Below are 24,662 nucleotides of genomic sequence, written 5' to 3'. Positions count from 1 at the left end.
CTTCACGCGCCGCCGCCCGGCGCCCGCAGGGCGGCGGCCTGCCGGAACAGCCAGCGCAGCTGCGCCGGGGTCTCGATCGCGCCGGGCCGCGCGGCGCGCACCTGCGCGACGGCCCGGCGCGGGGGCGCGCCGGCCTCGATGAGCAAGAGCGCGGCGATCGTCCCCGTCCGCCCCAGCCCGGCGCGGCAATGGATCGCCAGCCGCCCGCCGCCCCGCGTCAGGCGCCGCGCGCAAGCCGAGATTCCGGGCCAGCGCGCCATCGCCTCGGGGGCGGGAACGCCGAAATCGGCGATGGGAAAGCGCAGCCATGCCATGCCGCGCTCCTGCACGGCCGCGCCCAGCCCCGATGCGCCCAGCGCAGCCAGCTCGGGCTCGGGCAGCAGGCTCAGCACCGCGTCCGCGCCCCAGCGCGCCAGCGCGTCCGCATCCTGCGCCAGATCGCGCCCCTCGGCGCCGGGGCAGGCGCAAAGGCCCAGCCGCCCGGCGCCCAGCGGCAGCTGGTCGATGCGCAGCCAGGCTTGCGGCACGCGCTCAGCCCCGCGCCCGGCCCGCGAGCCGCGGCCAGAACAGCTCGACCAGCACCGAGCCCGTCACCGCCGCGATGGCCAGCGCCTGCAGCGCCGAAAGCGGGGTGCCCAGAAACGCCATGGCCAGCGCCGCCGCGATCACCGGCTTGAGGAAGAACAGATAGCTGGCGCGGGTGATGTCCGCCGCCGCCGCCAGGCCCCCGATCCACAGGAACTGCGTGATGGTGGTGTTCCACAGCGCCAGCGTCGCGATCCAGGCGGCCTCGGCGGGCGGGCGGTCGAACAGCGTGCGCGGATCGACCGCCACGCCGAAGGCCAGCGCCACGCCCAGCCACAGCCCGACGCCGCCGATCATCAGCGAGACCGCCGTCACCGGCAGCGCCCCGTGGCGCGCGATCAGCGGCTTGACCCGCACGGCGTAGAAGGCGGCCAGCACCGCGCAGGCCAGCGCCAGCAGAACGCCCCAGATCGAGTCGCGCCCGGCCAGCAGCTTGTCCAGCAGCCCGTCGGTGATCAGCAGCGCCAGCCCGGCCACCGCCGCAAGGCCGGTCACGATCTTGACCGCCGTCAGCCGCTGGCCGTTCAGGATCAGGTTGGCCAGCCCCACGAAGATCGGGATCGTGGTCACCAGCGTGGCGACCTGGATGGGCGAGGCGAAATCCAGCGCCCAGTGAAAGGCCAGATACGCGCCCGACACGCCCGCAAGCGACAGCCAGGTCAGCTCCCAGGGGCTTTCGCGCAGCGGCGCCAGCAGCGCCCGCGGCCCCGCCGCCGGCAGCGCCAGCAGCACCAGCCCCGCGCCGCCCAGCAGATAGCGCCAGACCGACAGCTCGGGCCCCGACACGCCCGAGGCCTTGGCCACGAATTCCGAAGAGGCATGGCCCAGCACGCCGACGAACACCGCCGCCAGCGCCAGGCGCGGAGGAATGTTCATGCGCCCGCCCCCCCTTTCGCCGCGCCCTCGATCTCGGCGCCGAAGCGGGCAAGGCTGCGCGCCAGGCGCTCGGGCCGCTCGGCGGGCAGAAGGTGGCCGGCGTCGGGCCAGTCCTCGCGGCGGGCGTCGGGCAGACGGGCGAACAGCTCGTCCACCACCTCGCGGTCGAGGAACACGCGGTCCTGCAGGCCGGTGACGTTGAGCACGGGCAGGGTCAGCCGCTCCCACGGCAGATCCCAGTCGGCGGCGCCCGCGTTGCGCATCAGGTTCATGTGTCCATGCGCGGGGTCGAGCGGGGCGTAGTCCGCGCGCAGGAAATCGGGGCGCACGCGGGCGGCGTGCTCTTCGTTGACCAGCAGCGGCAGCAGCGCGTCCAGGAACAGCGCCACGCCCCCGGCGCCGACGATGCGCGGCATGGCCTCGTTCACCCAGGCGATCCGCGGCCCGATCCGGCGCAGCGTGTTCAGAAGGACCAGCCCCCGCGCCCGCGCGCCGCGCAGAACCGCGTGAGCGGCGAAAAGCCCGCCGATGGACAGGCCGGTCAGGATCGGATCGTCGGGGGCCTCGGCCTCGAGCAAGCGCACCAGGTCGTCCACGATCAGATCCGGCGTCAGCTCGGTTCCCGGCGCGAAGTCCGAGCCCTCCTGCCCGCGGAAGTTCCAGCTGAGCGTGCCGAAGCCCCGGGCGCGCAGCGCGGGCGCGACCTCGGCCTCCCAGGCGGCGGCGCTGCCGGTCAGCGCGTTGACGAACACGAAGGTCGGCGCGCCCGCACGGGCGGGCCGCTCGTGGCGAAAGCGCAGGCGCTCGGCGGGGCCGAGCTCGAGATGGTCAAAGGTCATTGCGCGTGGTCCTCCCCTTGTCCCTTGCCCGCAAGCGCCGCGCCGGGTCCCTCGGCCGCGGGCGGCGTTCCCTCGGCCCGCCCGGCGCCCCGGCCAAGGCAGGCGCCGGCCTTGGCCGCGGCCGCGCGGCAATGGCGCAGGGCCAGCGCCTCGGCGCGGTCGGCGTCGGCGGCGCGCACGGCCTCGAGGATCGCGCGGTGCTCGTCCCAGGCCGGCGGCGGCGCCTGCGGGTGCGTCAGCACCGCGCGCATCGAGCGGCGGAAATGCACCCAGTGCGGGCGCGTCACGCGCTCGATCTGCGGATTGCCCGACAGCTCGTAGAGCGCGGTGTGAAAGCGCATGTCGGCGTTGATCCGCTCGGCCAGCCCGGCGCGCGCGCCCTCGGGGCCGGCGAAGCGCTCGGTCAGCGCCCCGAGCGGGGCCAGCTCGGCCTCGGTCAGCGCGCCGCGGCCGACCCGCTCGGCGCACAGCCGCGCGGCCAGCGCGTCGAGCGCGCCGCGCAGCTCGTAGAGCTGGGCGACAAGCGCGGGCTCCATCGGCGCGACGGTCAGCCCCTTGCGCCCGAGCGGAACCAGGATGCCCTGCGCGCCGAGCAGGCGCAGCGCCTGGCTGACCGGCTGGCGCGAGACGCCCAGCGCGGCGGCCAGGCGCTCTTGCGCCAGGCGCTGGCCGGGGACCAGGTCGCCGTCCAGGATCGCGTCCACGATCGCGTCGCAGACGCGGTCGGTCAGGGCGGCGTCGGGGCTGAGCGGCTGCATCGCGGCGGCGTCCTTCGGGGCGGCTTGCGCCGAACAAAACAGAATACGGAATTCAGAATTCCGCATTCGCCGACGCCCGTCAAGCGCCGCGGCGCGCGCGAGCCGAGGATGGACGGCGGCGCGGCGACATAATAAGAAGCCCTTATGTCCTTCGCCGAGCACGCCGCCGCGCCCGCGGGCGCGCCCCCGAACGCGCCGCAAGACGCGCCGCCAGCCCACCCGCCGGTCCGCTTCCTGGACCGCGCGACGCCGCCGCACATCGCCACGCTGGTGGCCATGGCGGCGCTGTCGGCGCTGGCGATGAACATGTTCCTGCCCTCGATGCCCGGAATCGCGCGCTGGTTCGGCGCCGATTACGCGCTGATCCAGCTGGCGGTGTCGGGCTATCTGGCGGTGACGGGCGTGCTGCAGCTGGTCATCGGCCCGCTGTCGGACCGCTACGGCCGCCGGCCGGTGGCGCTGACGGCCTTCGCCATCTTCACCCTGGCCAGCATCGGCTGCGTGCTGGCGCCCAATGTCGAGACCTTTCTGGCCTTTCGCGGCCTTCAGGGCGCGGTGGCGGCGGGCATGGTGCTGTCGCGCGCCATCGTGCGCGACCTGCACGAGCCCGCCGCCGCCGCCAGCATGATCGGCTATGTGACCATGGGCATGTCGCTGGCGCCCATGGCCTCGCCCATGCTGGGCGGACTGCTGGAAGAGCTGTTCGGCTGGCAGGCCAACTTCCTTGTCATGGCGGCCCTTGGCGCGGCGACGCTGGCGCTGGCATGGGCCGATCTGGGCGAGACGAACCGGGCGCCCTCGCCCAGCCTGCTGGCGCAGGCGCGCGGCTATCCCGAGCTGGTGCGCTCTCAGCGCTTCTGGGGCTATGCGCTGGTGACGGCCTTCACCTCGGGGGCGTTCTTCGCCTTTCTGGGCGGCGCGCCCTTCGTGGCCAGCGTCATGCTGGGCATGGAGCCGGCGCGGCTGGGCTTCTATTTCGGCTTCATCGCGCTGGGCTACCTGGCGGGCAACTTCGTCACCGGGCGCGTGGCGCGGCGCGCGGGCATCGACCGGATGCTGATCTGGGGCACGACGCTGACGCTGGCGGCGGTGTCGCTGCCGCCGATCCTTTACGCGGCGGGGCTGCGCCACCCCATGGCCATCTTCGGCCCGCTGCTGGCGGTGGGGCTGGGCAACGGCCTGACCATGCCCAACGCCATGGCCGGCTTTCTGTCGGTGCGCCCGCATCTGGCGGGCGCAGCCTCGGGATTGGGCGGCGCGCTGATGATCGGCGGCGGCGCGGCGCTGGCGGCGACGACGGGCGCGCTGCTCGGCCCCGAGACCGGACCCTATCCGCTGCTCCTGATGATGCTGGGCGCCAGCGCCATGGCGCTGGTCTGCACGCTGTGGGTGCTGCGCGTCTCGCGCCGCAAGGGGCCGGTCGGCGCAGAGCCCTGACCGCGCGCCCCTTTCGCGGGCGCGTCGGGGCGCTAGCCTGCAAGGAACGGGCCCGACGCCCGGCAAGGAGGATGCCATGCCCAGCCAGCCGCCCCGCCTCGAGCCCGACGCCGACGCGCTGGCGCGCCTTGCCCCCGACGGCGCGAGCGTCGCCATCGCCAAGGACCCCGGCGCGCCCATGGCGCTGACCCGCGCCCTGATCCGGCGCGGCGCGCGCGGGCTGCGCCTGGTCACCGTGCCGACCGGCGCCATGGCGGCCGACATGCTGATCGGCGCCGGATGCGTGGCCCGGATCGAGACCGCCGGCGTCTCGCTCGGCGAGTTCGGCCCCGCCGCGCGCTTCGCCGACGCCGTGCGCGCCGGCGCGGTCGAGATCCGCGACGCGACATGCCCCGCCGTCTACGCCGCCCTTCAGGCGGGCGAGAAGGGACAGCCCTTCGCGACCATCCGCGGCATCATCGGTTCGGACCTGATGCGCGCGCGGCCCGACTGGAAGGTGATCGACAACCCCTTCGCGCCGGGCGACAGGGTTGTGGCGCTGCCGCCGCTGCGGCCCGACCTGGCGCTGATGCACGTGGCGCTGGCCGACCGGCGGGGCAATCTGTGGGTCGGCGGACGGCACGAGCTCAAGACCATGGCGCATGCGGCCCATGCGACGCTGGCCACGGCCGAGCGCATCGTCGAGGGCGACCTGGCGGCCGACCCGGCGCTGGCGCCCAACCTGATCGGCGGGATCTACGTCGCCGCCCTGGCCGAGGCGCCGCGCGGCGCCTGGCCCACGGCCATGCCCGGCGCCTATGCGCGCGACGACGCCCATCACCGCCTTTACGCCGCCGCCGCGCGCAGGGCGGACTCGTTCGCCGACTATCTGCGCCGCTTCGTGCTGCCGCGCGAGCAGGCCGCATGAGCGCCGCGCCCCCCGCCGACCAGCCGCCCGCGCGGCTCGAGGAGCTGCTCATCGCCGCGACCGCGCGCCTTCTGTCGGGCTGCGGGCACATCGCCGTCGGGGTGCTGTCGCCCATTCCCGGCGCGGCCGCGATCCTGACCGGGCTGCGCGAGGGCGCGCGGGTGACGATCATCGGCTCGGAGCTGCCGCAGCACCGCTCGGATGGCGGGGTCGAGCTGTTCGACCTGGCCGCGCAGGGGCGCATCGACGCCTTCTTCCTGTCGGGCGGGCAGATCGACGGGCGCGCGAATGTGAACCTGACCGGCATCGGCGCGCATCCGCGCATGAAGGTGCGCTGGTCGGGGGCTTTCGGCTCGGCCTTTCTCTACTACATGGTCCCGCGCGTGATCCTGTTCCGGCAGGAGCACACGCGCCGCGTCTTTCCCGAGCGGGTCGACTTCGTCACCGCCCCCGGCGTCGGCCCCGAGGGCGTGCTGCGCCCCGGCGGCCCCCACGCGCTGGTGACGGGGCTGTGCGTGATGCGCTTCGACCGCGGGCGGGCGCGCTTCGCGCTCGAGTCGCTTCATCCGGGCGTCACGCTGGAAGAGGTGCGCGACAACACGGGCTTCGACTTCGACGCCCCGGCCCGCCCGCCGGTCACCGCGCCGCCGGATCCCGAGACGCTGGCGCTGATCCGCGGCGAGGTGCTGCGCCGCATCGCCGACCCCTACCCCGCCTTCGCCGCCGGCCTGGCCGCGGCCGCCGGGCCCGAACCGCGGGCCCAATGACGCCACGACACGCTTGCGCGCCCCGCGCCGCGCGGCATTGACTGTGCCCGCAACCGCTTTCATTTCGCCAAGAGGCCATCGCATGAAAACCCGCATCACCGAGCTTTTCGGCATCGAGCGCCCCATCATCCAGGGCGGCATGCACTATGTCGGCTTCGCCGAGCTGGCGTCCGCCGTCTCGAACGCCGGCGGGCTGGGCATCATCACCGCGCTCACCCAGGGCTCGCCCGAGAAGCTGGCCGCCGAGATCGCCCGCTGCCGCGAGATGACCGACAAGCCCTTCGGCGTGAACCTGACCTTCCTGCCCGCCTTCACCGCGCCGCCCTATCCCGAATACATCCAGGCCATCGTCGAGGGCGGGGTGAAGATCGTCGAGACGGCCGGCCGCTCGCCCGAGCAATACATGCCCGCGCTCAAGCAGGCGGGGATCAAGGTGATCCACAAATGCACCTCGGTGCGCCACGCCCTCAAGGCCGAGCGCATCGGCTGCGACGCGGTCAGCGTCGACGGCTTCGAGTGCGGCGGCCACCCCGGCGAGGACGACGTGCCGAACTTCATCCTGCTGCCCCGCGCGGCCGAAGAGCTGAGCATCCCCTTCGTCGCCTCGGGCGGCATGGCGGACGGGCGCTCGCTGGTGGCGGCGCTGGCGCTGGGGGCCGAGGGCATGAACATGGGCACGCGCTTTCTGGCCACGCGCGAGGCGCCGGTGCACGAGAAGGTCAAGCAGGCCATCGTCGCGGCCACCGAGCTGGACACGCGCCTGGTCATGCGCGGCCTGCGCAACACCGAGCGCGTGCTGGCCAACCCGGCGGTCGAGAAGATCCTCGAGATCGAGCGCGAGAAGGGCGACGCCCTGCAGATCGGCGACATCATGGAGCTGGTCGCCGGCGTCTATCCCAAGGTCATGCGCGAAGGCGACGTCGAGGCCGGCGCCTGGTCCTGCGGCATGGTGGCCGGTCTGATCCACGACGTGCCCTCGGTGGCCGAGCTGATGGACCGCATCATGGCCGAGGCCGAAGAGATCATCTCGCGCCGGCTCGCGGGCATGATCGCCCGCTGATCCCGCCGCCCGATCAGGTTCGCCGATCGGGCCGCCCGATCCGATGCGCGCCGCCCGCGCCGCGCCCCGCGGCCCCGGGCGGCGCCCCCGCCCCGGCGCCGAAACCGCGCCGGCCAGCCGCCGCCGCCCGAAGGCGGCCGCCCGGCCCGGCCCGGCCGCCTGCGCCGCTGCGTCGCCTGCCTCGCCTTGCGCCTGCGTCGCCGCGTCCGGCCGCATGCCCCGCCGCAGCCGGGCCGCCCAACCGCCCGCGCGCGGGCCGACCTGCGCACGCCGCGCACATGTTCGCGCCTGCGCCCCGCGCCGCTCCAACGCGCGCGCAAGGCGCCCCGCCGCATTCCGCCCGGGCCCGACCGGCGCCCGCGTCGCCTTCGGCCCGTCCATCCGCATGCCGGTCCGCCCACCCGCCCGCATGTCCGCCCATATCCCCGACCGCCCGATCGGCCGATGCCCGCCGACGGGCCGCCATGCCCGCCGACGGGCCGCCATGCCCGCTCCCGGTCCGTCCCGCCCGCCCCGCCCGCCCCGCCGGGCGGGCGAAAGGGTTTCGCCATCGCGCGCAAGCCACTATCTGTGCGCGGACAGAACTCGGAAGAGGACGCCATGAAGCTGCATCTGCGCGACGAGGCCCGCGCCACCGAGCGCCGCGCCCCCCTTGCCCCCGACGACGCCGCCGCGCTGATCGCGCAGGGCGCCAGCATCGCCGTCGAGCGCTCGGACAAGCGCGTCTTCCCCGACGAGGACTACGCCCGCGCAGGCTGCGCGCTGGCCGAGCCGGGCAGCTGGACGACGGCGCCGCGCGACGTGGCGATACTGGGGCTGAAGGAACTGCCGCCCGAGCCGCGCGACCTGCCCTGGCGCATGATCCACTTCGCCCATGTCTTCAAGCGCCAGTCGGGCTGGGCGGACGAGCTGGCGCGCTTTCGCCGCGGGGGCGGGGCGCTCTATGACCTCGAATACCTGACCGGCCCCGACGGCCGGCGCGTGGCCGCCTTCGGCTACTGGGCCGGCTGGACGGGCGCGGCGCTGGGGCTGTGGCGGCTGATGGCGCGCGAGCTGGGCGAGCCGGGCCCCGAGGCCGGCGTGGCCGCCTTCGAATCGCGCGCCGAGCTGGCCGAGCGGCTGCGGGCGCTGCGCGCGCGCCTCGGCCGCGCGCCGAAGGCCATCGTGATCGGGGCGCTCGGGCGCTCGGGCCGCGGCGCGGCCGACGCGCTGGCCGAGGGCGGCGCGCAGATCTCCCGCTGGGACATCGCCGAGACCGCCGCGCTCGACGCCGACCCGGCCGCGCGCGCCGCGCTGCTGGGGCACGAGCTTCTGGTCAACTGCGTGCTCATGACCGGGCCGGGCCTGACGCTGGCCACCCCCGAGATGCTGCCCCGCCCCGAGTGCCGGCTGCGCGTCATCAGCGACGTCTCGTGCGATCCGTTCAGCGACTTCAACCCGCTGCCGCTCTACCTTGCGCCCACCGGCTGGGACGCGCCCTTCATCAACGTCGGGACCAACGGCGCCGGCGAGCCGGTCGAGCTGACCGCCATCGACAACCTGCCCTCGCTGATCCCGCGCGAATCGTCGCTCGACTTCTCGGCCCAGCTGACCCCGGCCCTTGCGCGCTTCCCGGACGGCGAGGAATGGCAGGCCGCGCGCGCCGTCTTCCTGGCCCGCCTGGCCGAGGCCGAAGAGCTGGCCTGAACGCCTCGGCGCTGGCGCATCGGCGCGCCGGGGTCCATGATCGGCCCGAGGCGGACCGCAGGGAGGCGCAGGCATGAAGATCGAGGCGACGTTTCACGGCGGAGCCGGAACCGTGACCGGCTCGTGCACCCTGATCCGCGCCGGCGACGTGCGCTTCCTGATCGATTGCGGCATGTTCCAGGGCAACCGCACGGTGCGCGAGCTGAACTTCCAGGAGTTTCCCTTCGATCCGCGCGCCATCGACTTCGTGCTGCTCACCCACGCCCATATCGACCACAGCGGCCTTTTGCCCAAGCTCACGCGGATGGGCTTCAAGGGGCCGATCCACGCCACGCAGCCGACGCTGGACCTGCTCGAATTCCTGCTGCCCGACAGCGGCAAGATCCAGGAGGGCGACGTCGAGCGCCTGAACCGCCGCCGCCGCCGCCATGGCGAGCCGCCCGTCGCCCCCGCCTACACCGCCGCCGACGCCGAAGAATGCCTGCGCCATGGCGCGCCGCAGCCGCTCGAGACATGGTTCGAACCCGCGCCGGGCGTGCGCGCGCGGCTGTGGAACGCGGGGCACATCCTGGGCTCGGCCTCGATCGAGCTGGCGATCGAGGTCGGGGGCCCGCGCCCCCTGCGCATGATCTTCTCGGGCGATCTGGGACCGGACGAGAAGATCTTCCACGAGCCGCCCGAAGCCCCCGAGGGCTACGACTACGTCGTGTGCGAATCGACCTATGGCGACCGCGAGCGCGAGGACGTGACCACCGAGCAGCGGCGCGAGCAGCTGCGCGACGAGATCAACGCGGCGCTGGCGCGCGGCGGGAACCTGATCATCCCCAGCTTCGCCGTCGAGCGCAGTCAGGAGCTGCTGCACGACATCGGCGTTCTGCTCTCGCAAGGGCAGATCCGCCGCGTGCCGGTGTTCCTCGACAGCCCCCTGGCCAGCCGCGTTACCAAGGTGTTCATGAAGCACGCGCGCGAGCTGGAAGACATCGACCTGGACCCCTCGCAGCTGTTCCGCAACCCGAATTTCCGCATCGTCGAATCGGTCGAGGACAGCATGGCCATCAACCGCCTGCGCGGCGGGGCCATCATCATCTCGGCTTCGGGCATGTGCGAGGCCGGGCGCATCAAGCACCACCTGCGCAACAATCTGTGGCGCGACGACTGCACCGTGCTGTTCGTGGGCTACCAGGCGCCGGGCACGCTGGGTCGGCTGATCCTGGACGGCGCCGACATCGTGCGCATCCACGGCCATGACGTGAAGGTCAAGGCGCGCATCCGCTCCATCGAGGGCTATTCCGCCCATGCCGACCAGAAAGAGCTTCTGGCCTGGCTGCGCGCGCGCCTGCCCGTGCGCGCGGCCGTGTTCCTGAACCATGGCGAGGACGACGCGCGCCGCGCCCTGGCGGCGCTGCTGGCCGCCCAGGGCGTGCCCGAGAAGAAGATCCTGCTGCCCGGTCTGGACGAGCGTTTCGCGCTCAGCGCCGGGCGCGCGCCGCTGCGCCAGCCCGCAAGCCGCCGCGCCGCTCCCGAGCAGCTGACGCAGGACTGGATGAACGCCAAGGTGGCGCTGTGCCACCGGATGGACCGCGCGCTCGAGGCCATCCCCGACCCGCGGCGAAGGCTCGAGGTGCTGGCGCGGCTGCAGGCCGAGCTCGAGCGCGCGCTGCGCGATGCGCGCGCGCCCGAGAAGGACGGCTGACGCCTGGCGCGGCGCGGCGGATCAGATCTGCTTCTCGGGCATCCGCACGACAAGCCCCTCGAGCTCGGGCGTGACCTTGATCTGGCAGGTCAGGCGCGAGTTCTCCTTCGGCTCGTAGGCGAAATCCAGCATGTCCTCTTCCATCGGGTCCTTGGGCGGCAGGCGGTCCGTCCAGGCCGGATCGACGTAGACATGGCAGGTCGAACACGCGCAGGCGCCGCCGCAATCGGCCTCGATGCCGGGAATGCCGTTGTCGCGCGCACCCTCCATGACCGTCAGACCGACGGGAACGTCCACCACATGCTCGGTCCCGTTGTGTTCGACATAGGTGATCTTGACCATGCTGGGGAAGCCTCCTTCGCTGTGCCCGGCATACTTAGTCCGGCGCGCGCCACGGCGCCAGACGCAATGCGCGGCGCGCTCAGCGGCGCGGGGCGCCCCCATCGGCCCCATCGGGGCCGTCGGCCCCATCGGCGCAGTCGGCCCCGCCGGCCCCGTCTGGCTCGTCGCCCGCCGAGGGATGCACGCCCGCCGCCTCGGCCACGGGCATCGAGGCCCCCGCCCGCCCCGAGGGCGTCGGCGGCGCGGCGCCCCAGCCGGCGGCGGGCCGGGCGCCGGCCTCGAGCCGCCCGACCAGCCCCCAGGCCGCCGCCGCCGCCGCGATCCCGGCCAGCACCCCCGCCGCGGCCTGCGCATAGACCACGCCGGGCGCCATGAAGGGCCCGACGAACAGCGCCAGCATGACCGGCGCCGCGATCGCGTCGCGCGACCAGTTGAACAGCGCCGACCACATGGGCCGCCCCAGATTGTTGAAGGCCGAGTTCGCCACGAACAGCGCCCCCGCGAACAGAAAGCCCCCCGCCGCGATGCGCCCGAAGGCCGCCACCACCCGCGCCCCGTCCTCGGACAGGCTGAAGGCGGCCGCAAGGTGCGGCGCACTCAGCGCCAGAACGGCCCACACCGCCGCGACGTAGCCCGCGTTGAAGATCAGCGCGTCGCGCAGCGTGCTGCGCACCCGGTCCAGCCGCCCGGCGCCGTAGTTCTGGCCGATGATGCCCCCGATCGCGCCGCTCAGCGCGAAGATCCCCCCGAAGGCCAGCACGGTCATGCGGCTGACCACCGACCAGCCGGCCACGGCGCTGTCGCCGAACTGGGCGATGGCGCCGGTGAACAGGAAATTGCCGAAGGGCGTGGACAGCTGCGTCAGGCTGGCCGGCAGCGCCACCGCCAGCACCGGCCGCAGATCGCCCAGCGCAGCCCGCAGATCGAACGGCGCCAGCAGGTCGTGCACGCGGGCCAGGAACCGCAACGCCAGCACCGTGGTGACCGCGCGCGACAGCGCCATGGCCCAGGCGGCGCCCTGAACGCCCATGTCGAAGCCGAAAATGAACAGCGGGTCCAGCACCATGGCCGCCAGCCCCGCGCCCAACGTCACCATCATCGAGCGCCGCGCGTCGCCCTGCGCGCGCAGGATCGAGCCTCCGGCCATGCCCGCCGCCATCAAGGGCAGCGAGGGCAGCGTGACCGAGAGGAAATCGGCCGCCGCCTGCGCGGCCATGCCCTCGGCCCCCAGCAGCGCCAGCAGCTCGCGCCGGAAGGCCAGCGCCGCGCCGGCCGTCAGCGCCATGCCCGCCACCGCGATGCTCAACGACGAGGTCGCCAGGCGCCGCGCATCCTCGCGCCGGCGCGCGCCCAGCGCCCGGCTGACCGTGGCCGTGGCGGCGATGGCGAAGCCGATGCCGACCGAGACGGTGAAGAACTGGATCGTCCAGGCGTATCCGACCGCCGAGGTCAGCCGCTCGTCTCCCAGCAGCGAGACGTAGAACAGCGTGACGAAATCGACCAGGAACATGAAGGTCAGGCCCAGCGAGCCCGCCATGGTCATCACCGCCACATGCCGCATGGTCGAGCCGGTGACGAAGCGGCCCTGCGGCCCGCGCGCGCTCATGCCCGCCGCCCTCTCACGAAGGCGCCCCGGCCAGGCGCGGCGACAGGACGGTCTCGCGCCCCGGCTCGGGATGGCGCGGGATCAGCAGCGCCAGCCCCAGCGACACGCAGGCCATCGCCGCCGCCAGCACGAACACCGCCGCCGGCGAGACCAGCCACAGATAGCCCAGCGAGGCCGGCAGCGCGACCGCGGCGACATGGTTGATGGTGAAGGCCACCGCCGCCGTCGGCGCGATGTCGCCCGGCGCCGCGATCTTCTGGAAATACGTCTTTTGCGCGAAGGCCATGGCGAACAGCAGATGGTCGAGCACGTAAAGCGCGGCCGCGACCCATGCCGGCCAGTCGTTGAAATAGACCCCGGCATAGGCGCCGAACACCGCGGCAAGGCCGACATATTCCAGAACCAGCGCCCGCCGCTCGCCGAAGCGCGCGATCAGCCGCCCCACCGCCGGCGCAAAGGCCATGTTCGCGGCGTAGTTGATCAGGAACAGCGCCGTGACCTCGTGCACCTCGAAGCCGAAGCGCTCGACCATCATGAAGGCGGCGAAGACCACGAAGATCTGCCGCCGCGCCCCGGCCATGAATTGCAGCAGGTAATACAGCCAGTAGCGCCGCCGCAGGACCATGCGCTTCTCCTGCGGGTGGGGCGCCTCGAAGCGCGGATAAAGCGCCCATGCCGCCAGCGCGACCGCCGCCGTCGCCAGCCCGCCGGCCATGTAGACGCTCTGATAGCTCAGATCGAAGGTCTTCCACGCGCCCACGATCAGCGCATAGGCCGCCAGCGACGAGGCCGACCCCGCCGCCAGCAGCCAGCCCAGCGCCTTGGGCGCCTCTTCCTTGCTCAGCCATTGCAGCTGAAGCGACTGGTTGACCGTCTCGTAATAGTGAAAGCCCAGCGAGCCGACGAAGGTGGTGATGAGCAGCCCGCCGAAGCTGGGAAAGAACCCCGTCGCCGCCGTCGCCAGCCCCAGCAGCGCCAGCGAGATGACGGCCAGCGTCTGCTCGCGCACGAACAGGATAACGGCGATGACGCCGATGGCGGCGAAGCCGGGGATCTCGCGCACGGTCTGGAGCCAGCCGATGTCCGAGCCGTCGAAGCCCGCGGCCTCGATGACGAAGTTGTTGAGCAGGGCGTTCCAGGTGGCGAAGGCCAGCGGCATGCCGGCGGCCATCAGCGTCAGAAGGCCGATGGGCCGCCGCCAGGCGGGCAGGCTTGCGGCCTGCGCGATGGGGACGGGCGCGTTCTTCATAAGGCGTCCTTACTCCTTTTCCCGCGACCTTTCGAGCGCGATTTCGCCCGCCCCGGGATATTCCAATCTGCGCATGAGATGGATCAAGGCCCCGCGCCCCGAATCGCGCCATGCCATGGGCGGCATGAAACGTCGCGGAGCGGGACGCCATGGACATTTCCCTGGACCTGGAACCGGCCTTCGAGCTGCTGGGCGAAAGCGGCGCGCAGGTCGCCGCCGGCGCGCTGATCGGGGCGGTCTTCGGCGCCGCGGCCCAGCGCAGCCGGTTCTGCCTGCGCGCCGCCAGCGTCGAGTTCGCCGACGGGCGCCTTGGTCCGCGCATGGCGGTCTGGCTGCTGACCTTCTCGACCGCGCTGTTCTGGACGCAGCTCATGGCCCGGGCGGGCATGCTCGACCTGGCCGAGGCGCGCGTTCTGGCCGCGCCGGGCTCGATCTCGGGCGCGGCGCTGGGCGGGCTGATGTTCGGCGCGGGCATGATCCTGGCGCGCGGCTGCTCGGGGCGGCTTCTGGTGCTGGCGGCCGGCGGCAATTTGCGCGCCCTCCTGTCCGGGCTGGTCTTCGCGGTGGTGGCGCAGATGAGCCTGCACGGCATCCTCGCGCCGCTGCGCCAGAGCCTGGCCGAGCTGTGGACCACCGGACCGACCAATGTCGAGCTGTCGGCGTGGCTCGGGCTCGGCCCCGATTTCGGCCCCGCGCTGGGCGCGGCGTTTGCGCTGGCGGCGCTGGTCATCGCCGCGCGCAACCGGGTTTCGGCCACGACGCTGCTGGCCGGCTCGGGCGTGGGATTCGCGGTGGCGCTAGGATGGGCGGCGACCTCGGCCATCGCGGCGCAGTCCTTCGATCCGGCGCCGGTCAAGAGCCTGACCTTCGCCGGCCCCTCGGCCGACGCGCTGATGTTCGTCCTGACGCCGGGCGCGCGGGCGGATTTCGACATCGGCCTCATTCCCGGCGTCGCGCTGGGGGCGATGGCGGCGGCCGTGTGGGCGCGCGAATGGCGCTGGGAGGGCTTCGAGGACGTGGCCGGCCTGCGCCGTCGCCTGATCGGCGCGGCGCTGATGGGCATGGGCGCGATGCTGGCGGGCGGCTGCGCGATCGGTGCCGGCGTCACCGGGACCTCGGCGCTGGCGCTGACCTCGTGGCTTGCGCTGACCTGCATGTGGATCGGCGCCGTGGCGACGCGCCGCCTGGCCGACCGGCCCGACGCGGCGCCCGAAACCGCGCGCGGGGCCGCAAGGGCGTTTCCATAGCGGCGCGGAATCGCGTATGTGGCGGGGCATGAGCACCCGCACGCCACAGAACCCGCCGCAGCTGCGCCCCGACATCGCCCCCGCGCCGCGCTTCGACGCCGCCCGCCGCCCGGGCCAGCCGGCCATCGGCATGGTCTCGCTGGGCTGTCCGAAGGCGCTGGTCGACAGCGAGCGCATCCTCACGCGCCTGCGCGCCGAGGGCTACGCCGTCTCGCCCGATTACGAGGGCGCGGACGCGGTCATCGTCAACACCTGCGGCTTTCTCGACAGCGCCAAGGCCGAATCGCTCGAAGCCATCGGCGAGGCGCTGGCCGCCAACGGCAAGGTCATCGTCACCGGCTGCCTCGGCGCGGATCCCGAGTTCATCACCGGCGCGCATCCCAAGGTGCTGGCGGTGACCGGCCCGCATCAATACGAGCAGGTGCTTGACGCGGTGCACGCCGCCGTGCCGCCGGCGCCGAACCCCTTCGTCGACCTGCTGCCGGCCTCGGGCGTCAAGCTGACGCCGCGCCACTACGCGTATCTGAAGATCTCCGAGGGCTGCAACCACGCCTGCCGCTTCTGCATCATTCCCGACATGCGCGGCAAGCTGGTCTCGCGCCCCGTGCACGCCGTGCTGCGCGAGGCCGAGCGCCTGGCCGAGGCGGGCGTGCGCGAGCTGCTGGTCATCTCGCAGGACACCTCGGCCTATGGCGTGGACCGGCGCCATGACGCGCATGAGTGGCGCGGGCGCAGCTGGCGCACCCATGTCACGGACCTGGCCCGCGGCCTGCGCGAGCTGGGGCTGTGGACGCGGCTGCACTACATCTACCCCTATCCGCATGTCGATCAGCTGATCCCGCTGATGGGGACCGAGGCCGATCCGGGCGGGCTGCTGCCCTATCTGGACATTCCCTTCCAGCACGCCCATCCCGACACGCTGCGCCGCATGGCCCGCCCCGCCGCGGCGGCCAGGACGCTCGAGCGCATCCGCGCCTGGCGCGAGATCAACCCCGACCTGACCATCCGCTCGACCTTCATCGTCGGCTTTCCGGGCGAGACCGAGGCCGAGTTCCAGACCCTGCTCGACTGGCTGGAAGAGGCCCGGCTGGATCGCGTCGGCTGCTTCAAATACGAGAACGTCGCCGGCGCCCGCGCCAACGACCTGCCCGACCATGTGCCCGAAGAGGTGAAGGAAGAGCGCTACGCGCGCTTCATGGAGGTCGCGCAGCGCATCTCGGCCGAGAAGCTGGCCGCGCGCGTGGGCGCGCGGCGCAAGGCGATCGTCGATTCGGTCGACGAGCAGGGCGCCGTCTGCCGCACCATTTCCGATGCGCCCGAGATCGACGGCGAGCTGTTCATCGACGAGGGGTTCGAGGCCCTGTCCCCGGGCGACATCGTGACGGTCGAGATCGACGAGGCTTCCGAATACGATCTGTGGGGCCGCCTGATCGCGCGCGACTGAGGCGCCGCCAGCCCGACGTCAGGCGCCCCGGCTGTGCCGGGCGCCGCGCCGGGCCGCCTCGCGCGCTTGCGGCGGGATCGTCGAAGGCGGCGAAGGGGGTCGCAGGCCCGCCCCCGGCGCCCCGCAGCGCCTCGGCCGCGGACTGGGCCGACGGCGGACCGGGGCGCGACCGGCCGCGCGGCGGCCCCTTGCGCCGGCCCGTCGTTTCGCTGCGCGCCCCGCCCGGACGTCACGGCGGCCAGGCTCAGGCCCCGCGGCCGGCCAGGCGCGCGGCGCGAAGGCGGGCGAAATCCTCGCCCGCATGGTAGCTCGAACGGGTCAGCGGCGAGGCGCTGACCATCAGGAACCCCTTGCCCCAGGCGGCGCGCTCATAGGCGGCGAACTCGTCCGGCGTGACGAAGCGGCGCACGGGGTGATGCTTGGGCGTGGGCTGCAGGTATTGGCCGATGGTCAGGAAATCCACGTCCGCGGCGCGCATGTCGTCCATCACCTGCAGCACCGCCTGACGGTCCTCGCCCAGCCCGACCATGATGCCCGACTTGGTGAAGATGGTCGGGTCCAGCTCCTTGACCCGCTGCAGCAGCCGCAGCGAGTGGAAGTAGCGCGCGCCCGGGCGCACCTCGGGATAAAGGCCGGGGACGGTCTCGAGATTGTGGTTGAACACGTCGGGGCGCGCGGCCACCACGGTTTCCAGCGCCTCGGGGCCGCATTTGAGGAAATCGGGGGTCAGCACCTCGATGGTCGCGCCGGGGCTCTTGCGGCGGATGGCGCGGATGGTGCGGGCGAAATGCTCGGCGCCGCCATCCTCGAGATCGTCGCGATCGACCGAGGTGACCACCACATGGTTCAGCCCCAGCTTGGCCACGGCGTCGGCGACGCGGGCGGGCTCGAAGGGGTCGAGCGCGTCGGGCCGGCCCGTGGCGACGTTGCAGAAGGTGCAGCCGCGGGTGCAGATCTCGCCCATGATCATCATGGTGGCGTGGCCCTGCGACCAGCACTCGCCGACATTGGGACAGCCGGCCTCGGAGCACACGGTGACCAGGCCGTGCTCCTGCAAGGTGCGGCGGGTCTGGTTGTAGCCCTTGCCGCCGGGCGCCTTGACGCGGATCCATTCGGGCTTGCGCAGCACGGGGGCGTCGGGCCGGCGCGCCTTTTCCGGGTGGCGCTGGGCGCGGTCGCGCAGATCGCGCGCCTTGGCGCCGGCGCGGCCCGGTCCGGCCTCGGGCTCGGCGGTCGGCGCGCCCTGACGGACGGAATCGGCTGGGTTCATGTCGCTCATGCGGGGGCCCTCCTGGGCGCGAACATAGCCGCCGCGGCGTCAGCTTCCAAGCGGCGCGGCGCGCGCGGGCCATGCGCGGGGCGCAAAACGGATGCGGCCGGCGCGCAAGGCGCCGGCCGCGATGGCCGCAAGGCCGCTTCCGTCAGGACAGCTTCGACAGAAGCGCGTCGATCGAGGCCTTGGCGTCGCCGTAGAACATGCGCGTGTTCTCCTTGAAGAACAGCGGGTTCTCGATGCCCGAATAGCCCGTGCCCTGGCCGCGCTTGAGGACGATGACCTGCTTGGCCTTCCACACCTCGAGCACCGGCATCCCGGCGATGGGCGAATTGGGATCCTCCTGCGCGGCGGGGTTCACGATGTCGTTCGCGCCGATGACGATGACCACGTCCGTGTTGGGGAAGTCGTCGTTGATCTCGTCCATCTCGAGCACGATGTCGTAGGGCACCTTGGCCTCGGCCAGGAGCACGTTCATGTGCCCCGGCAGGCGCCCGGCGACGGGGTGGATGGCGAAGCGCACCTGCTTGCCCTGCGCGCGCAGGCGGCGCGTCAGCTCGGACACCGACTGCTGCGCCTGCGCCACCGCCATGCCGTAGCCGGGCACGATGATGATGCTGTCGGCCTCTTCCAGCGCGCTGGCCACGCCGTCGGCGTCGATGGCGATCATCTCGCCCGAGACCTCGGCCGCCGGCGCGCCCGTGCCGCCCCAGCCGCCGAGGATCACCGAGACGAAGCTGCGGTTCATGCCCCGGCACATGATGTAGCTGAGGATGGCGCCCGACGAGCCCACCAGCGCGCCGACCACGATCAGCAGGTCGTTGCCCAGCGTGAAGCCGATCGCCGCCGCGGCCCAGCCCGAGTAGGAGTTGAGCATCGAGACCACCACCGGCATGTCGGCCCCGCCGATGGCCATGATCAGGTGCCAGCCGATGGCCCCGGCCAGGATCGCCACCACGATCATGGTCCACAGCCCCGCGCCATCCAGATACATCCAGCCCAGCAGGAAGCACAGGACGAAGCCCGCCAGGTTGAGCTGGTGGCGGAAGGGCAGGGTCAGCGCCGCCGAGCTGATCTTGCCCGCCAGCTTGCCATAGGCGACCACCGAGCCGGTGAAGGTGATGGCGCCGATGAGGATGCCGAGGAAGAGCTCGACCTTCAGCATCGAAAGCTCGACCGACGACTTCTTGGCGATGGTGGCCGCAAAGCCGGCAAGCTGCTCGACCGTGCCCGCCTCCTTCGCCGCCAGCGCCGCCTTCATCTCGAGATCGGCGTTGATGCCGATGAAGACCGCGGCGAGGCCGACGAGGCTGTGGAAGCCCGCCACCAGCTCGGGCATCTGGGTCATCTGCACGCGGGTGGCGACGACCCAGCCGCCGATGCCGCCGAGCGCGATCATCAGCGCGATCGCCGCGTGGTTGCCCACGCCGGGCGTGACCACGGTCGCGCCCACCGCCAGCGCCATGCCGACGATGCCGTACCAGATGGCGCGCTTGGCCTTCTCCATGTTCGAGAGGCCGCCCAGCGCAAGGATGAAGAGGATGGCCGCCACCACGTAAGCGGCCGTCACGAAACCGATGCTCATCTCAGCCCCCTTAGCTGCGCTGGAACATTGCGAGCATCCGACGGGTCACCAGGAACCCGCCGAAGATGTTCACCGACGCCATGAGAATCGCCAGCGCCGCCAGGATCACGACCGTCGTCGACGACGAACCGACCTGCAAGAGCGCGCCCACGATGATGATCGACGAGATGGCGTTCGTGATCGCCATGAGCGGCGTGTGCAGCGCGTGCGCCACCCCCCAGATCACGTGATAGCCCACGAACACCGACAGCACGAAGACGATGAAGTGCTGCATGAAGCTTGCCGGCGCCACCAGCCCCACCAGAAGGCACAGCGCGCCGCCGACGCCCAGCATCCAGGCGGTGTGGTTGAGCGAGCGGCGCAGCTCCTCGGCCTCGCGCGCGGCCTTTTCCTCGGGGGTCGGCTCCTTGGGCTTGGGCTTGGGCTTGGCGATCGCCTGGACCTTGAGCGGCGGCGGCGGGAAGGTGATCTCGCCATCCTTGCACACGGTGCACGAGCGGATGACGTCGTCCTCCATGTTCACCACGCACACGCCGTCCTTGCCGGGCGTCAGATCCGTCAGCATGTGGCGGATGTTCGTCGCGTAAAGCGTCGAGGCCTGCGTCGCCATGCGGCTGGGGAAGTCGGTGTAGCCGATGATGGCGACGTGGTTGTCGGTGACGATCTTCTGATCGGGAACGGTCAGGTCGCAGTTGCCGCCGCGCTCGGCCGCCAGGTCGATGATGACCGAGCCGGGCTTCATCAGCTTGACCATCTCCTCGGGCCAGAGCTTGGGCGCCGGCCGGCCGGGGATCAGCGCCGTGGTGATGACGATGTCCACCTCGGGCGCCTGCTGGCGGAACAGCTCCATCTCCTTCTCGATGAATTCGGGGCTGGCGGGCTTGGCGTAGCCGCCCTCGCCCGACAGGTCGTCCGAGAAGTCGAGCATCAGGAACTCGGCGCCCATGGACTCGATCTGCTCGGCCACCTCGGGGCGCACGTCGAAGGCGCGCACGATCGCGCCCAGGCTGACCGCCGTGCCGATGGCCGCAAGCCCGGCCACGCCCGCGCCGATCACCAGCACCTTGGCCGGCGGCACCTTGCCCGCCGCCGTCACCTGGCCGGTGAAGAAGCGGCCGAAATTGGCGCCCGCCTCGATCACGGCGCGGTAGCCGGCGATGTTGGCCATCGAGGACAGCGCGTCCATCTTCTGCGCGCGGCTGATGCGCGGGACCATGTCCATGGCCAGCGCGGTCATGCGCTTCTCGTTCATGCGGCGCAGCAGATCCTCGTTCTGCGCCGGCCACAGGAACGAGATCACCGTCTTGCCCTCGGGCGCGGCGTCGATCTCCTCGATCTTCGGCTCGCGCACCTTGACCACGATGTCGGCCTCGGCCCACAGCGCGGCGGCGTCGGGCACGACCTTGACCCCCGCCTCGCGATAGGCCTCGTCCGAGAACATCGCGGCCTCGCCGGCCCCGCTCTCGACCAGACACTCATATCCCAGCTTCTGAAGCTGCCGGGCGCTGTCGGGCGTCAGCGCGACGCGCTTCTCGCCCGGATGCAGCTCCCTTGGCGCGCCGATCTTCATCAGCGTTCTCCCTCGTTCCCGTTCGCGGGGCGTCGGCCTCATGCCGCGGCGCCCGCGCTTGCGTCCGTTGCCTTCGCGCCGCCCGAAGGGGCGCAAACGCCAGCCATCCTAAAGCCGTCTTCGCCGCTCGTCACAGCCCATTTGCGCACGCGGGGCAAGAACTTCGCGCGCCGCCGGCGGCGTCGGGGCGCCGTCGGGGCGCCGTCGGGACGGGGCGCTTGACGCGGCTGCGCACTGGTTGCGACGCACAACGAAAGGGGGCTGCGGGCGCCGCGGCGCCGCAAGGCCGCGCCGGTGCGACATTTAGCCGCATCTGCGCGCGAGCCGGATCGAAACGCCAAGAGATGCGCCGCCAGCGCGAAAGAATCGCAACGATTCGCGCCGCCCGTCTTTGCGAATCATGCCCGCGCCGCCTCGCCGCATGGCGCCGCCCCCGCCGCCGCGCCATGCCCACCGCCGCGCAGGCGCGGCGCCGCCCGCGGACCGCGCCTGCGCGCGCGCCGAGGCTTGGCGGCGCATGGGACAAGCCCGCCGCCATGCGCTAGGATCGGCGCGCAAACGCCAACGAAAACCAACGGGAGGTTCCCAATGCGTCTTCTGACCATCGCGGCCGCGGCCGCCATGGCGCTCGGCGCCAACGCCGCGCTCGCCAATTGCGATCCGGGCGAGATCGTCATCAAGTTCAGCCACGTCACCAACACCGACAAGCACCCCAAGGGCATCGCCGCCGCGCTTCTGGCGCAGCGGGTGAACGACGAGATGAACGGCAAGGCCTGCATGGAGGTCTATCCGAACTCGTCGCTCTACAACGACGACAAGGTGCTCGAGGCGCTGCTCAACGGCGACGTGCAGATGGCCGCGCCCTCGCTGTCGAAGTTCGAGAAGTTCACCAAGAAGTTCCGCATCTTCGACCTGCCCTTCATGTTCAAGAACATCCAGGCCGTGGACGCCTTCCAGCAGTCCGAGGCGGGGCAGGCGCTCAAGCGCAGCATGGAGCGGCGCGGCCTGATCGGCCTGGCCTTCTGGCACAACGGCATGAAGCAGATGTCGGCCAACCGCCCGCTGCTGCACCCCTCGGACGCCAAGGGGCTGAAGTTCCGCGTCCAGTCCTCGGACGTGCTGGTGGCGCAGATGGAGGCGCTGGGCGCCATTCCGCAGAAGATGGCCTTCTCGGAGGTCTACGGCGCGCTTCAGACCGGCGTCGTGGACGGGCAGGAGAACACCTGGTCCAACATCTACGGCCAGAAGTTCTTCGAGGTGCAGGACGGCGTGACCGAGACCAATCACGGCATTCTCGACTATCTGGTCGTGACCTCGGTCGATTTCTGGGAGGGGCTGCCCGACGACGTGCGCGCCCAGCTCGAGAAGATCCTCGACGAGGTGACCGAGACCCGCAACGCCGAGTCGACCCGCGTCAATGAAGAGGCCAAGCAGGCCATCATCGCCGCCGGCGGCGTGGTGCGCACCCTGACCCCCGAGCTGCGGCAGGAGTGGGTGGACGCCATGAAGCCCGTCTGGGAGAAGTTCCGCGACGACGTCGGCGCCGAGAACATCGCCGCCGCGCAAGAGATCAACGCGCGCTTCTGACCCTGCCGGGGGCGGCGCGGTCCGCCCCCCATCTGCGCCCCGCGCCGCAAGCCGCGCGCGGGGCGCAGCCGCATCCAGCTGACGACGGAGCGACCGCCATGGCCGGCAAATCCCCCCGCTCGTGGACCGACTCGATCGAGGAGACGCTCATCGCCGTCATCCTCGGCGCGATGACCTTGCTGACCTTCGCCAACGTGGCCGCGCGCTACATGGGATCGAACATCCTCTGGGCGCTCGAGGCCACCAGCTTCCTGTTCGCATGGCTGGTGCTGCTGGGCGCCAGCTACGCGGTCAAGAAGCGCGCCCATCTGGGCGTCGACGTGGCGGTGGACATGCTGCCCCCCGGCCCGCGGCGCATCCTGGGGCTGGCGGCGGCGGCGGCCTGCATCGTCTATGCGGCGCTGCTGCTCAAGGGCGGCTGGGACTACTGGGCCAACTTCGCCAACCTGCCGGCCACCGAAGGGCGCTGGTTCCCGCTGGGGCTGGAGGAGCGCGTGCGCGAAAAGGGCTGGTACGAGGTCAACGACATCGACATGCCGGCCTTTCTCAACCCCTTCTTCGCGAACTGGTTCAACGAGGGCGAGCCCTACGAGAAGATCCCGCGGCTGATCCCCTATTTCGTCATGCCGCTGTCCATGACGCTGCTGCTGCTGCGCTTCGTCCAGGCCGCTCTCGCCATCGCCCGCGGCGCGCAGGACCGGCTGATCGCCAGCCACGAGGCCGAGGACATGATCGACGCCGCGCGCCCCGCGCGCCCCGCCGCGGAGGACTGAGCCATGGAAGCCGCCGCCCTTTTCGCGCTGGTGATCGTCCTTCTGCTGATCGGCGCGCCCATCGCCGTGGCGCTGGGGCTGAGCTCGGTGCTGTTTCTGCTCACGCAGTCGAACACCTCGCTGGCCGCCGTCGCCCAGACCCTGTTCGAGGCCATGGCCGGGCATTACACGCTGCTGGCCATTCCGTTCTTCATCCTCGCCTCGGCCTTCATGTCCACCGGCGGGGTGGCGCGGCGCATCATCCGCTTCGCCATCGCCTGCGTGGGGCATTTTCCCGGCGGGCTGGCCATCGCGGGCGTGTTCGCCTGCATGATGTTCGCCGCGCTGTCGGGCTCGTCGCCGGCGACGGTGGTGGCGATCGGCTCGATCGTCATCGCCGGGATGCGCCAGGTGGGCTACTCGCGCGACTTCGCCGCGGGCGTGATCTGCAACGCGGGCACGCTGGGCATCCTGATCCCGCCCTCGATCGTGATGGTGGTCTACGCCGCGGCCACCGACGTGTCGGTGGGGCGCATGTTCCTGGCGGGCGTCATCCCGGGCATCGTGGCCGGGCTGATGCTGATGGTCGGCATCTACGTCGCCGCCAAGATCAAGAAGCTGCCCGCCGAGCCCTGGGCCGGCTGGGCCGAGATCCGCGACAGCGCCCGCGACGCGGGCTGGGGGCTGTTCCTGATGGTCATCATCCTGGGCGGCATCTACGGCGGCATCTTCACCCCGACCGAGGCGGCGGCGGTGGCGGCGGTCTACGCCTTTCTCATCGCCAACTTCGTCTATCGCGACATGGGACCGCTGGCCCGGCCCGACGGCCCGCCCCTGCCGCTGACGGCGCGCCCCTGGGCGCTGCTGACCTGCTGGGTCCACCGCGACGCGCGCGACGCGCTGTTCGAGGCGGGCAAGCTGACCGTGACGCTGATGTTCATCATCGCCAACGCGCTGCTGCTCAAGCACGTCCTGACCGACGAGCAGGTGCCCCAGTCCATCGCCGCCGCCATGCTGGACGCGGGCTTCGGGCCGGTGATGTTCCTGGTCATGGTGAACGTGATCCTGCTGATCGGCGGCCAGTTCATGGAGCCCTCGGGGCTGATCGTCATCGTCGCGCCGCTGGTCTTTCCCATCGCGGTTTCGCTGGGCATCGACCCGATCCATCTGGGCATCATCATGGTGGTGAACATGGAGATCGGCATGATCACGCCGCCCGTCGGGCTGAACCTGTTCGTCACCTCGGGCGTGGCGGGCATGCCGGTGATGCGCGTCGTGCGCGCCGCCCTGCCCTGGCTGGGAATCCTGTTCGTCTTCCTGATCTTGGTGACCTATGTTCCGTGGCTGTCCACGGCGCTGCCCAACGCCCTGATGGGCCCCGAGATCATCATCCGCTAGC

Annotated in this window: 21 protein-coding genes; 11 read left to right on the top strand and 10 right to left on the bottom strand. The window is 72.0% G+C overall.

The window, feature by feature from the left end:
- Positions 1 to 2: 2 nt before the first annotated feature.
- Genes LY05_RS03995 through LY05_RS03980 form a run of 4 tightly spaced genes read right to left on the bottom strand, consistent with a single transcriptional unit; the run spans position 3 to position 3,058 of the window.
- A complete protein-coding gene (locus LY05_RS03995) occupies positions 3 to 527 on the bottom strand; it encodes a cyclin-dependent kinase inhibitor 3 family protein (RefSeq protein ID WP_249041849.1) in 525 nt (174 codons plus the stop codon).
- A gap of 4 nt (positions 528 to 531) precedes the next feature.
- Positions 532 to 1,461 carry a DMT family transporter gene (locus LY05_RS03990; RefSeq protein ID WP_148922178.1) on the bottom strand — a complete coding sequence of 310 codons (930 nt, stop codon included), beginning with the start codon at positions 1,459 to 1,461 and terminating at the stop codon, positions 532 to 534.
- Complete coding sequence (locus LY05_RS03985; protein WP_148922177.1) at positions 1,458 to 2,300, bottom strand: alpha/beta fold hydrolase; 843 nt, start codon at positions 2,298 to 2,300, stop codon at positions 1,458 to 1,460. The genes LY05_RS03990 and LY05_RS03985 overlap by 4 nt, the downstream gene beginning before the upstream one ends.
- Positions 2,297 to 3,058 (bottom strand): GntR family transcriptional regulator, encoded by a 762-nt coding sequence (locus LY05_RS03980; RefSeq protein ID WP_148922176.1) that lies wholly within the window; start codon positions 3,056 to 3,058, stop codon positions 2,297 to 2,299. Before LY05_RS03980 ends, LY05_RS03985 begins: the two co-directional genes overlap by 4 nt.
- 144 nt (positions 3,059 to 3,202) lie before the next feature.
- Between LY05_RS03980 and LY05_RS03975 the strand changes: the two genes are divergently transcribed.
- The 6 genes from LY05_RS03975 (at position 3,203) to LY05_RS03950 (ending at position 10,608) form a co-directional block, all read left to right on the top strand.
- Complete coding sequence (locus LY05_RS03975) at positions 3,203 to 4,495, top strand: multidrug effflux MFS transporter (RefSeq protein WP_148922175.1); 1,293 nt, start codon at positions 3,203 to 3,205, stop codon at positions 4,493 to 4,495.
- A gap of 76 nt (positions 4,496 to 4,571) precedes the next feature.
- Positions 4,572 to 5,402 (top strand): CoA transferase subunit A, encoded by an 831-nt coding sequence (locus tag LY05_RS03970; RefSeq protein ID WP_083581214.1) that lies wholly within the window; start codon positions 4,572 to 4,574, stop codon positions 5,400 to 5,402.
- The gene (locus tag LY05_RS03965) at positions 5,399 to 6,169 is read left to right on the top strand and encodes a CoA-transferase (protein ID WP_148922174.1); all 771 of its coding nucleotides are present in this window, start codon (positions 5,399 to 5,401) and stop codon (positions 6,167 to 6,169) included. Before LY05_RS03970 ends, LY05_RS03965 begins: the two co-directional genes overlap by 4 nt.
- A gap of 82 nt (positions 6,170 to 6,251) precedes the next feature.
- Positions 6,252 to 7,229 (top strand): NAD(P)H-dependent flavin oxidoreductase, encoded by a 978-nt coding sequence (locus LY05_RS03960; protein WP_072746823.1) that lies wholly within the window; start codon positions 6,252 to 6,254, stop codon positions 7,227 to 7,229.
- A 600-nt stretch (positions 7,230 to 7,829) separates the two neighbouring features.
- Positions 7,830 to 8,915, top strand: coding sequence for a Rossmann-fold NAD(P)-binding domain-containing protein (locus tag LY05_RS03955; RefSeq protein ID WP_148922364.1), 1,086 nt, complete (start codon positions 7,830 to 7,832; stop codon positions 8,913 to 8,915).
- A 73-nt stretch (positions 8,916 to 8,988) separates the two neighbouring features.
- Positions 8,989 to 10,608 carry an MBL fold metallo-hydrolase RNA specificity domain-containing protein gene (locus LY05_RS03950; protein WP_148922173.1) on the top strand — a complete coding sequence of 540 codons (1,620 nt, stop codon included), beginning with the start codon at positions 8,989 to 8,991 and terminating at the stop codon, positions 10,606 to 10,608.
- 21 nt (positions 10,609 to 10,629) lie between these two features.
- On the opposite strand, the gene LY05_RS03945 is transcribed toward LY05_RS03950, so the two are convergent.
- The 3 genes from LY05_RS03945 to LY05_RS03935 form a co-directional block, all read right to left on the bottom strand.
- Positions 10,630 to 10,950: a 2Fe-2S iron-sulfur cluster-binding protein gene (locus tag LY05_RS03945; RefSeq protein ID WP_072746826.1), complete on the bottom strand. Its 321-nt coding sequence runs from the start codon at positions 10,948 to 10,950 to the stop codon at positions 10,630 to 10,632.
- 79 nt (positions 10,951 to 11,029) lie between these two features.
- Complete coding sequence (locus LY05_RS03940) at positions 11,030 to 12,556, bottom strand: MATE family efflux transporter (protein WP_211356275.1); 1,527 nt, start codon at positions 12,554 to 12,556, stop codon at positions 11,030 to 11,032.
- Positions 12,557 to 12,569: 13 nt separating this feature from the next.
- Positions 12,570 to 13,805: an MFS transporter gene (locus tag LY05_RS03935; protein WP_148922172.1), complete on the bottom strand. Its 1,236-nt coding sequence runs from the start codon at positions 13,803 to 13,805 to the stop codon at positions 12,570 to 12,572.
- A 149-nt stretch (positions 13,806 to 13,954) separates the two neighbouring features.
- Here LY05_RS03935 and LY05_RS03930 point away from each other — a divergent pair, with 149 nt between their 5' ends.
- Entirely contained in the window at positions 13,955 to 15,052 is a 1,098-nt protein-coding gene (locus LY05_RS03930) for a YeeE/YedE family protein (RefSeq protein WP_148922171.1), read from the top strand.
- A 28-nt stretch (positions 15,053 to 15,080) separates the two neighbouring features.
- The gene (rimO, locus tag LY05_RS03925; protein WP_072746964.1) at positions 15,081 to 16,496 is read left to right on the top strand and encodes a 30S ribosomal protein S12 methylthiotransferase RimO; all 1,416 of its coding nucleotides are present in this window, start codon (positions 15,081 to 15,083) and stop codon (positions 16,494 to 16,496) included.
- Between the two features lie 244 nt (positions 16,497 to 16,740).
- Here the strand turns inward: rimO and lipA are convergent, their stop codons facing one another.
- The 3 genes from lipA to LY05_RS03910 form a co-directional block, all read right to left on the bottom strand.
- Positions 16,741 to 17,775, bottom strand: coding sequence for a lipoyl synthase (lipA, locus tag LY05_RS03920; protein WP_249041848.1), 1,035 nt, complete (start codon positions 17,773 to 17,775; stop codon positions 16,741 to 16,743).
- Between the two features lie 142 nt (positions 17,776 to 17,917).
- A complete protein-coding gene (locus tag LY05_RS03915) occupies positions 17,918 to 19,354 on the bottom strand; it encodes an NAD(P)(+) transhydrogenase (Re/Si-specific) subunit beta (RefSeq protein WP_148922170.1) in 1,437 nt (478 codons plus the stop codon).
- A 10-nt stretch (positions 19,355 to 19,364) separates the two neighbouring features.
- On the bottom strand, positions 19,365 to 20,924 hold the full coding sequence (locus LY05_RS03910; RefSeq protein ID WP_148922169.1) for a Re/Si-specific NAD(P)(+) transhydrogenase subunit alpha: 1,560 nt from the start codon (positions 20,922 to 20,924) through the stop codon (positions 19,365 to 19,367).
- A 588-nt stretch (positions 20,925 to 21,512) separates the two neighbouring features.
- Here LY05_RS03910 and LY05_RS03905 point away from each other — a divergent pair.
- The 3 genes from LY05_RS03905 to LY05_RS03895 all read left to right on the top strand — a co-directional run bounded on the left by LY05_RS03905 (position 21,513) and on the right by LY05_RS03895 (position 24,661).
- Entirely contained in the window at positions 21,513 to 22,511 is a 999-nt protein-coding gene (locus LY05_RS03905; protein ID WP_148922168.1) for a TRAP transporter substrate-binding protein, read from the top strand.
- A gap of 98 nt (positions 22,512 to 22,609) precedes the next feature.
- The gene (locus tag LY05_RS03900) at positions 22,610 to 23,284 is read left to right on the top strand and encodes a TRAP transporter small permease (RefSeq protein WP_148922167.1); all 675 of its coding nucleotides are present in this window, start codon (positions 22,610 to 22,612) and stop codon (positions 23,282 to 23,284) included.
- A 3-nt stretch (positions 23,285 to 23,287) separates the two neighbouring features.
- On the top strand, positions 23,288 to 24,661 hold the full coding sequence (locus LY05_RS03895) for a TRAP transporter large permease (RefSeq protein WP_072746834.1): 1,374 nt from the start codon (positions 23,288 to 23,290) through the stop codon (positions 24,659 to 24,661).
- Position 24,662 lies beyond the last annotated feature (1 nt).

Origin of the sequence: Oceanicella actignis (assembly GCF_008124525.1) — a bacterium.
In the GTDB taxonomy this organism is placed as follows: Bacteria; Pseudomonadota; Alphaproteobacteria; order Rhodobacterales; family Rhodobacteraceae; genus Oceanicella; species Oceanicella actignis.
The sequence above is the reverse complement of the archived record's forward strand: the minus strand, read 5'-3'. Positions and strand labels throughout refer to the sequence as shown.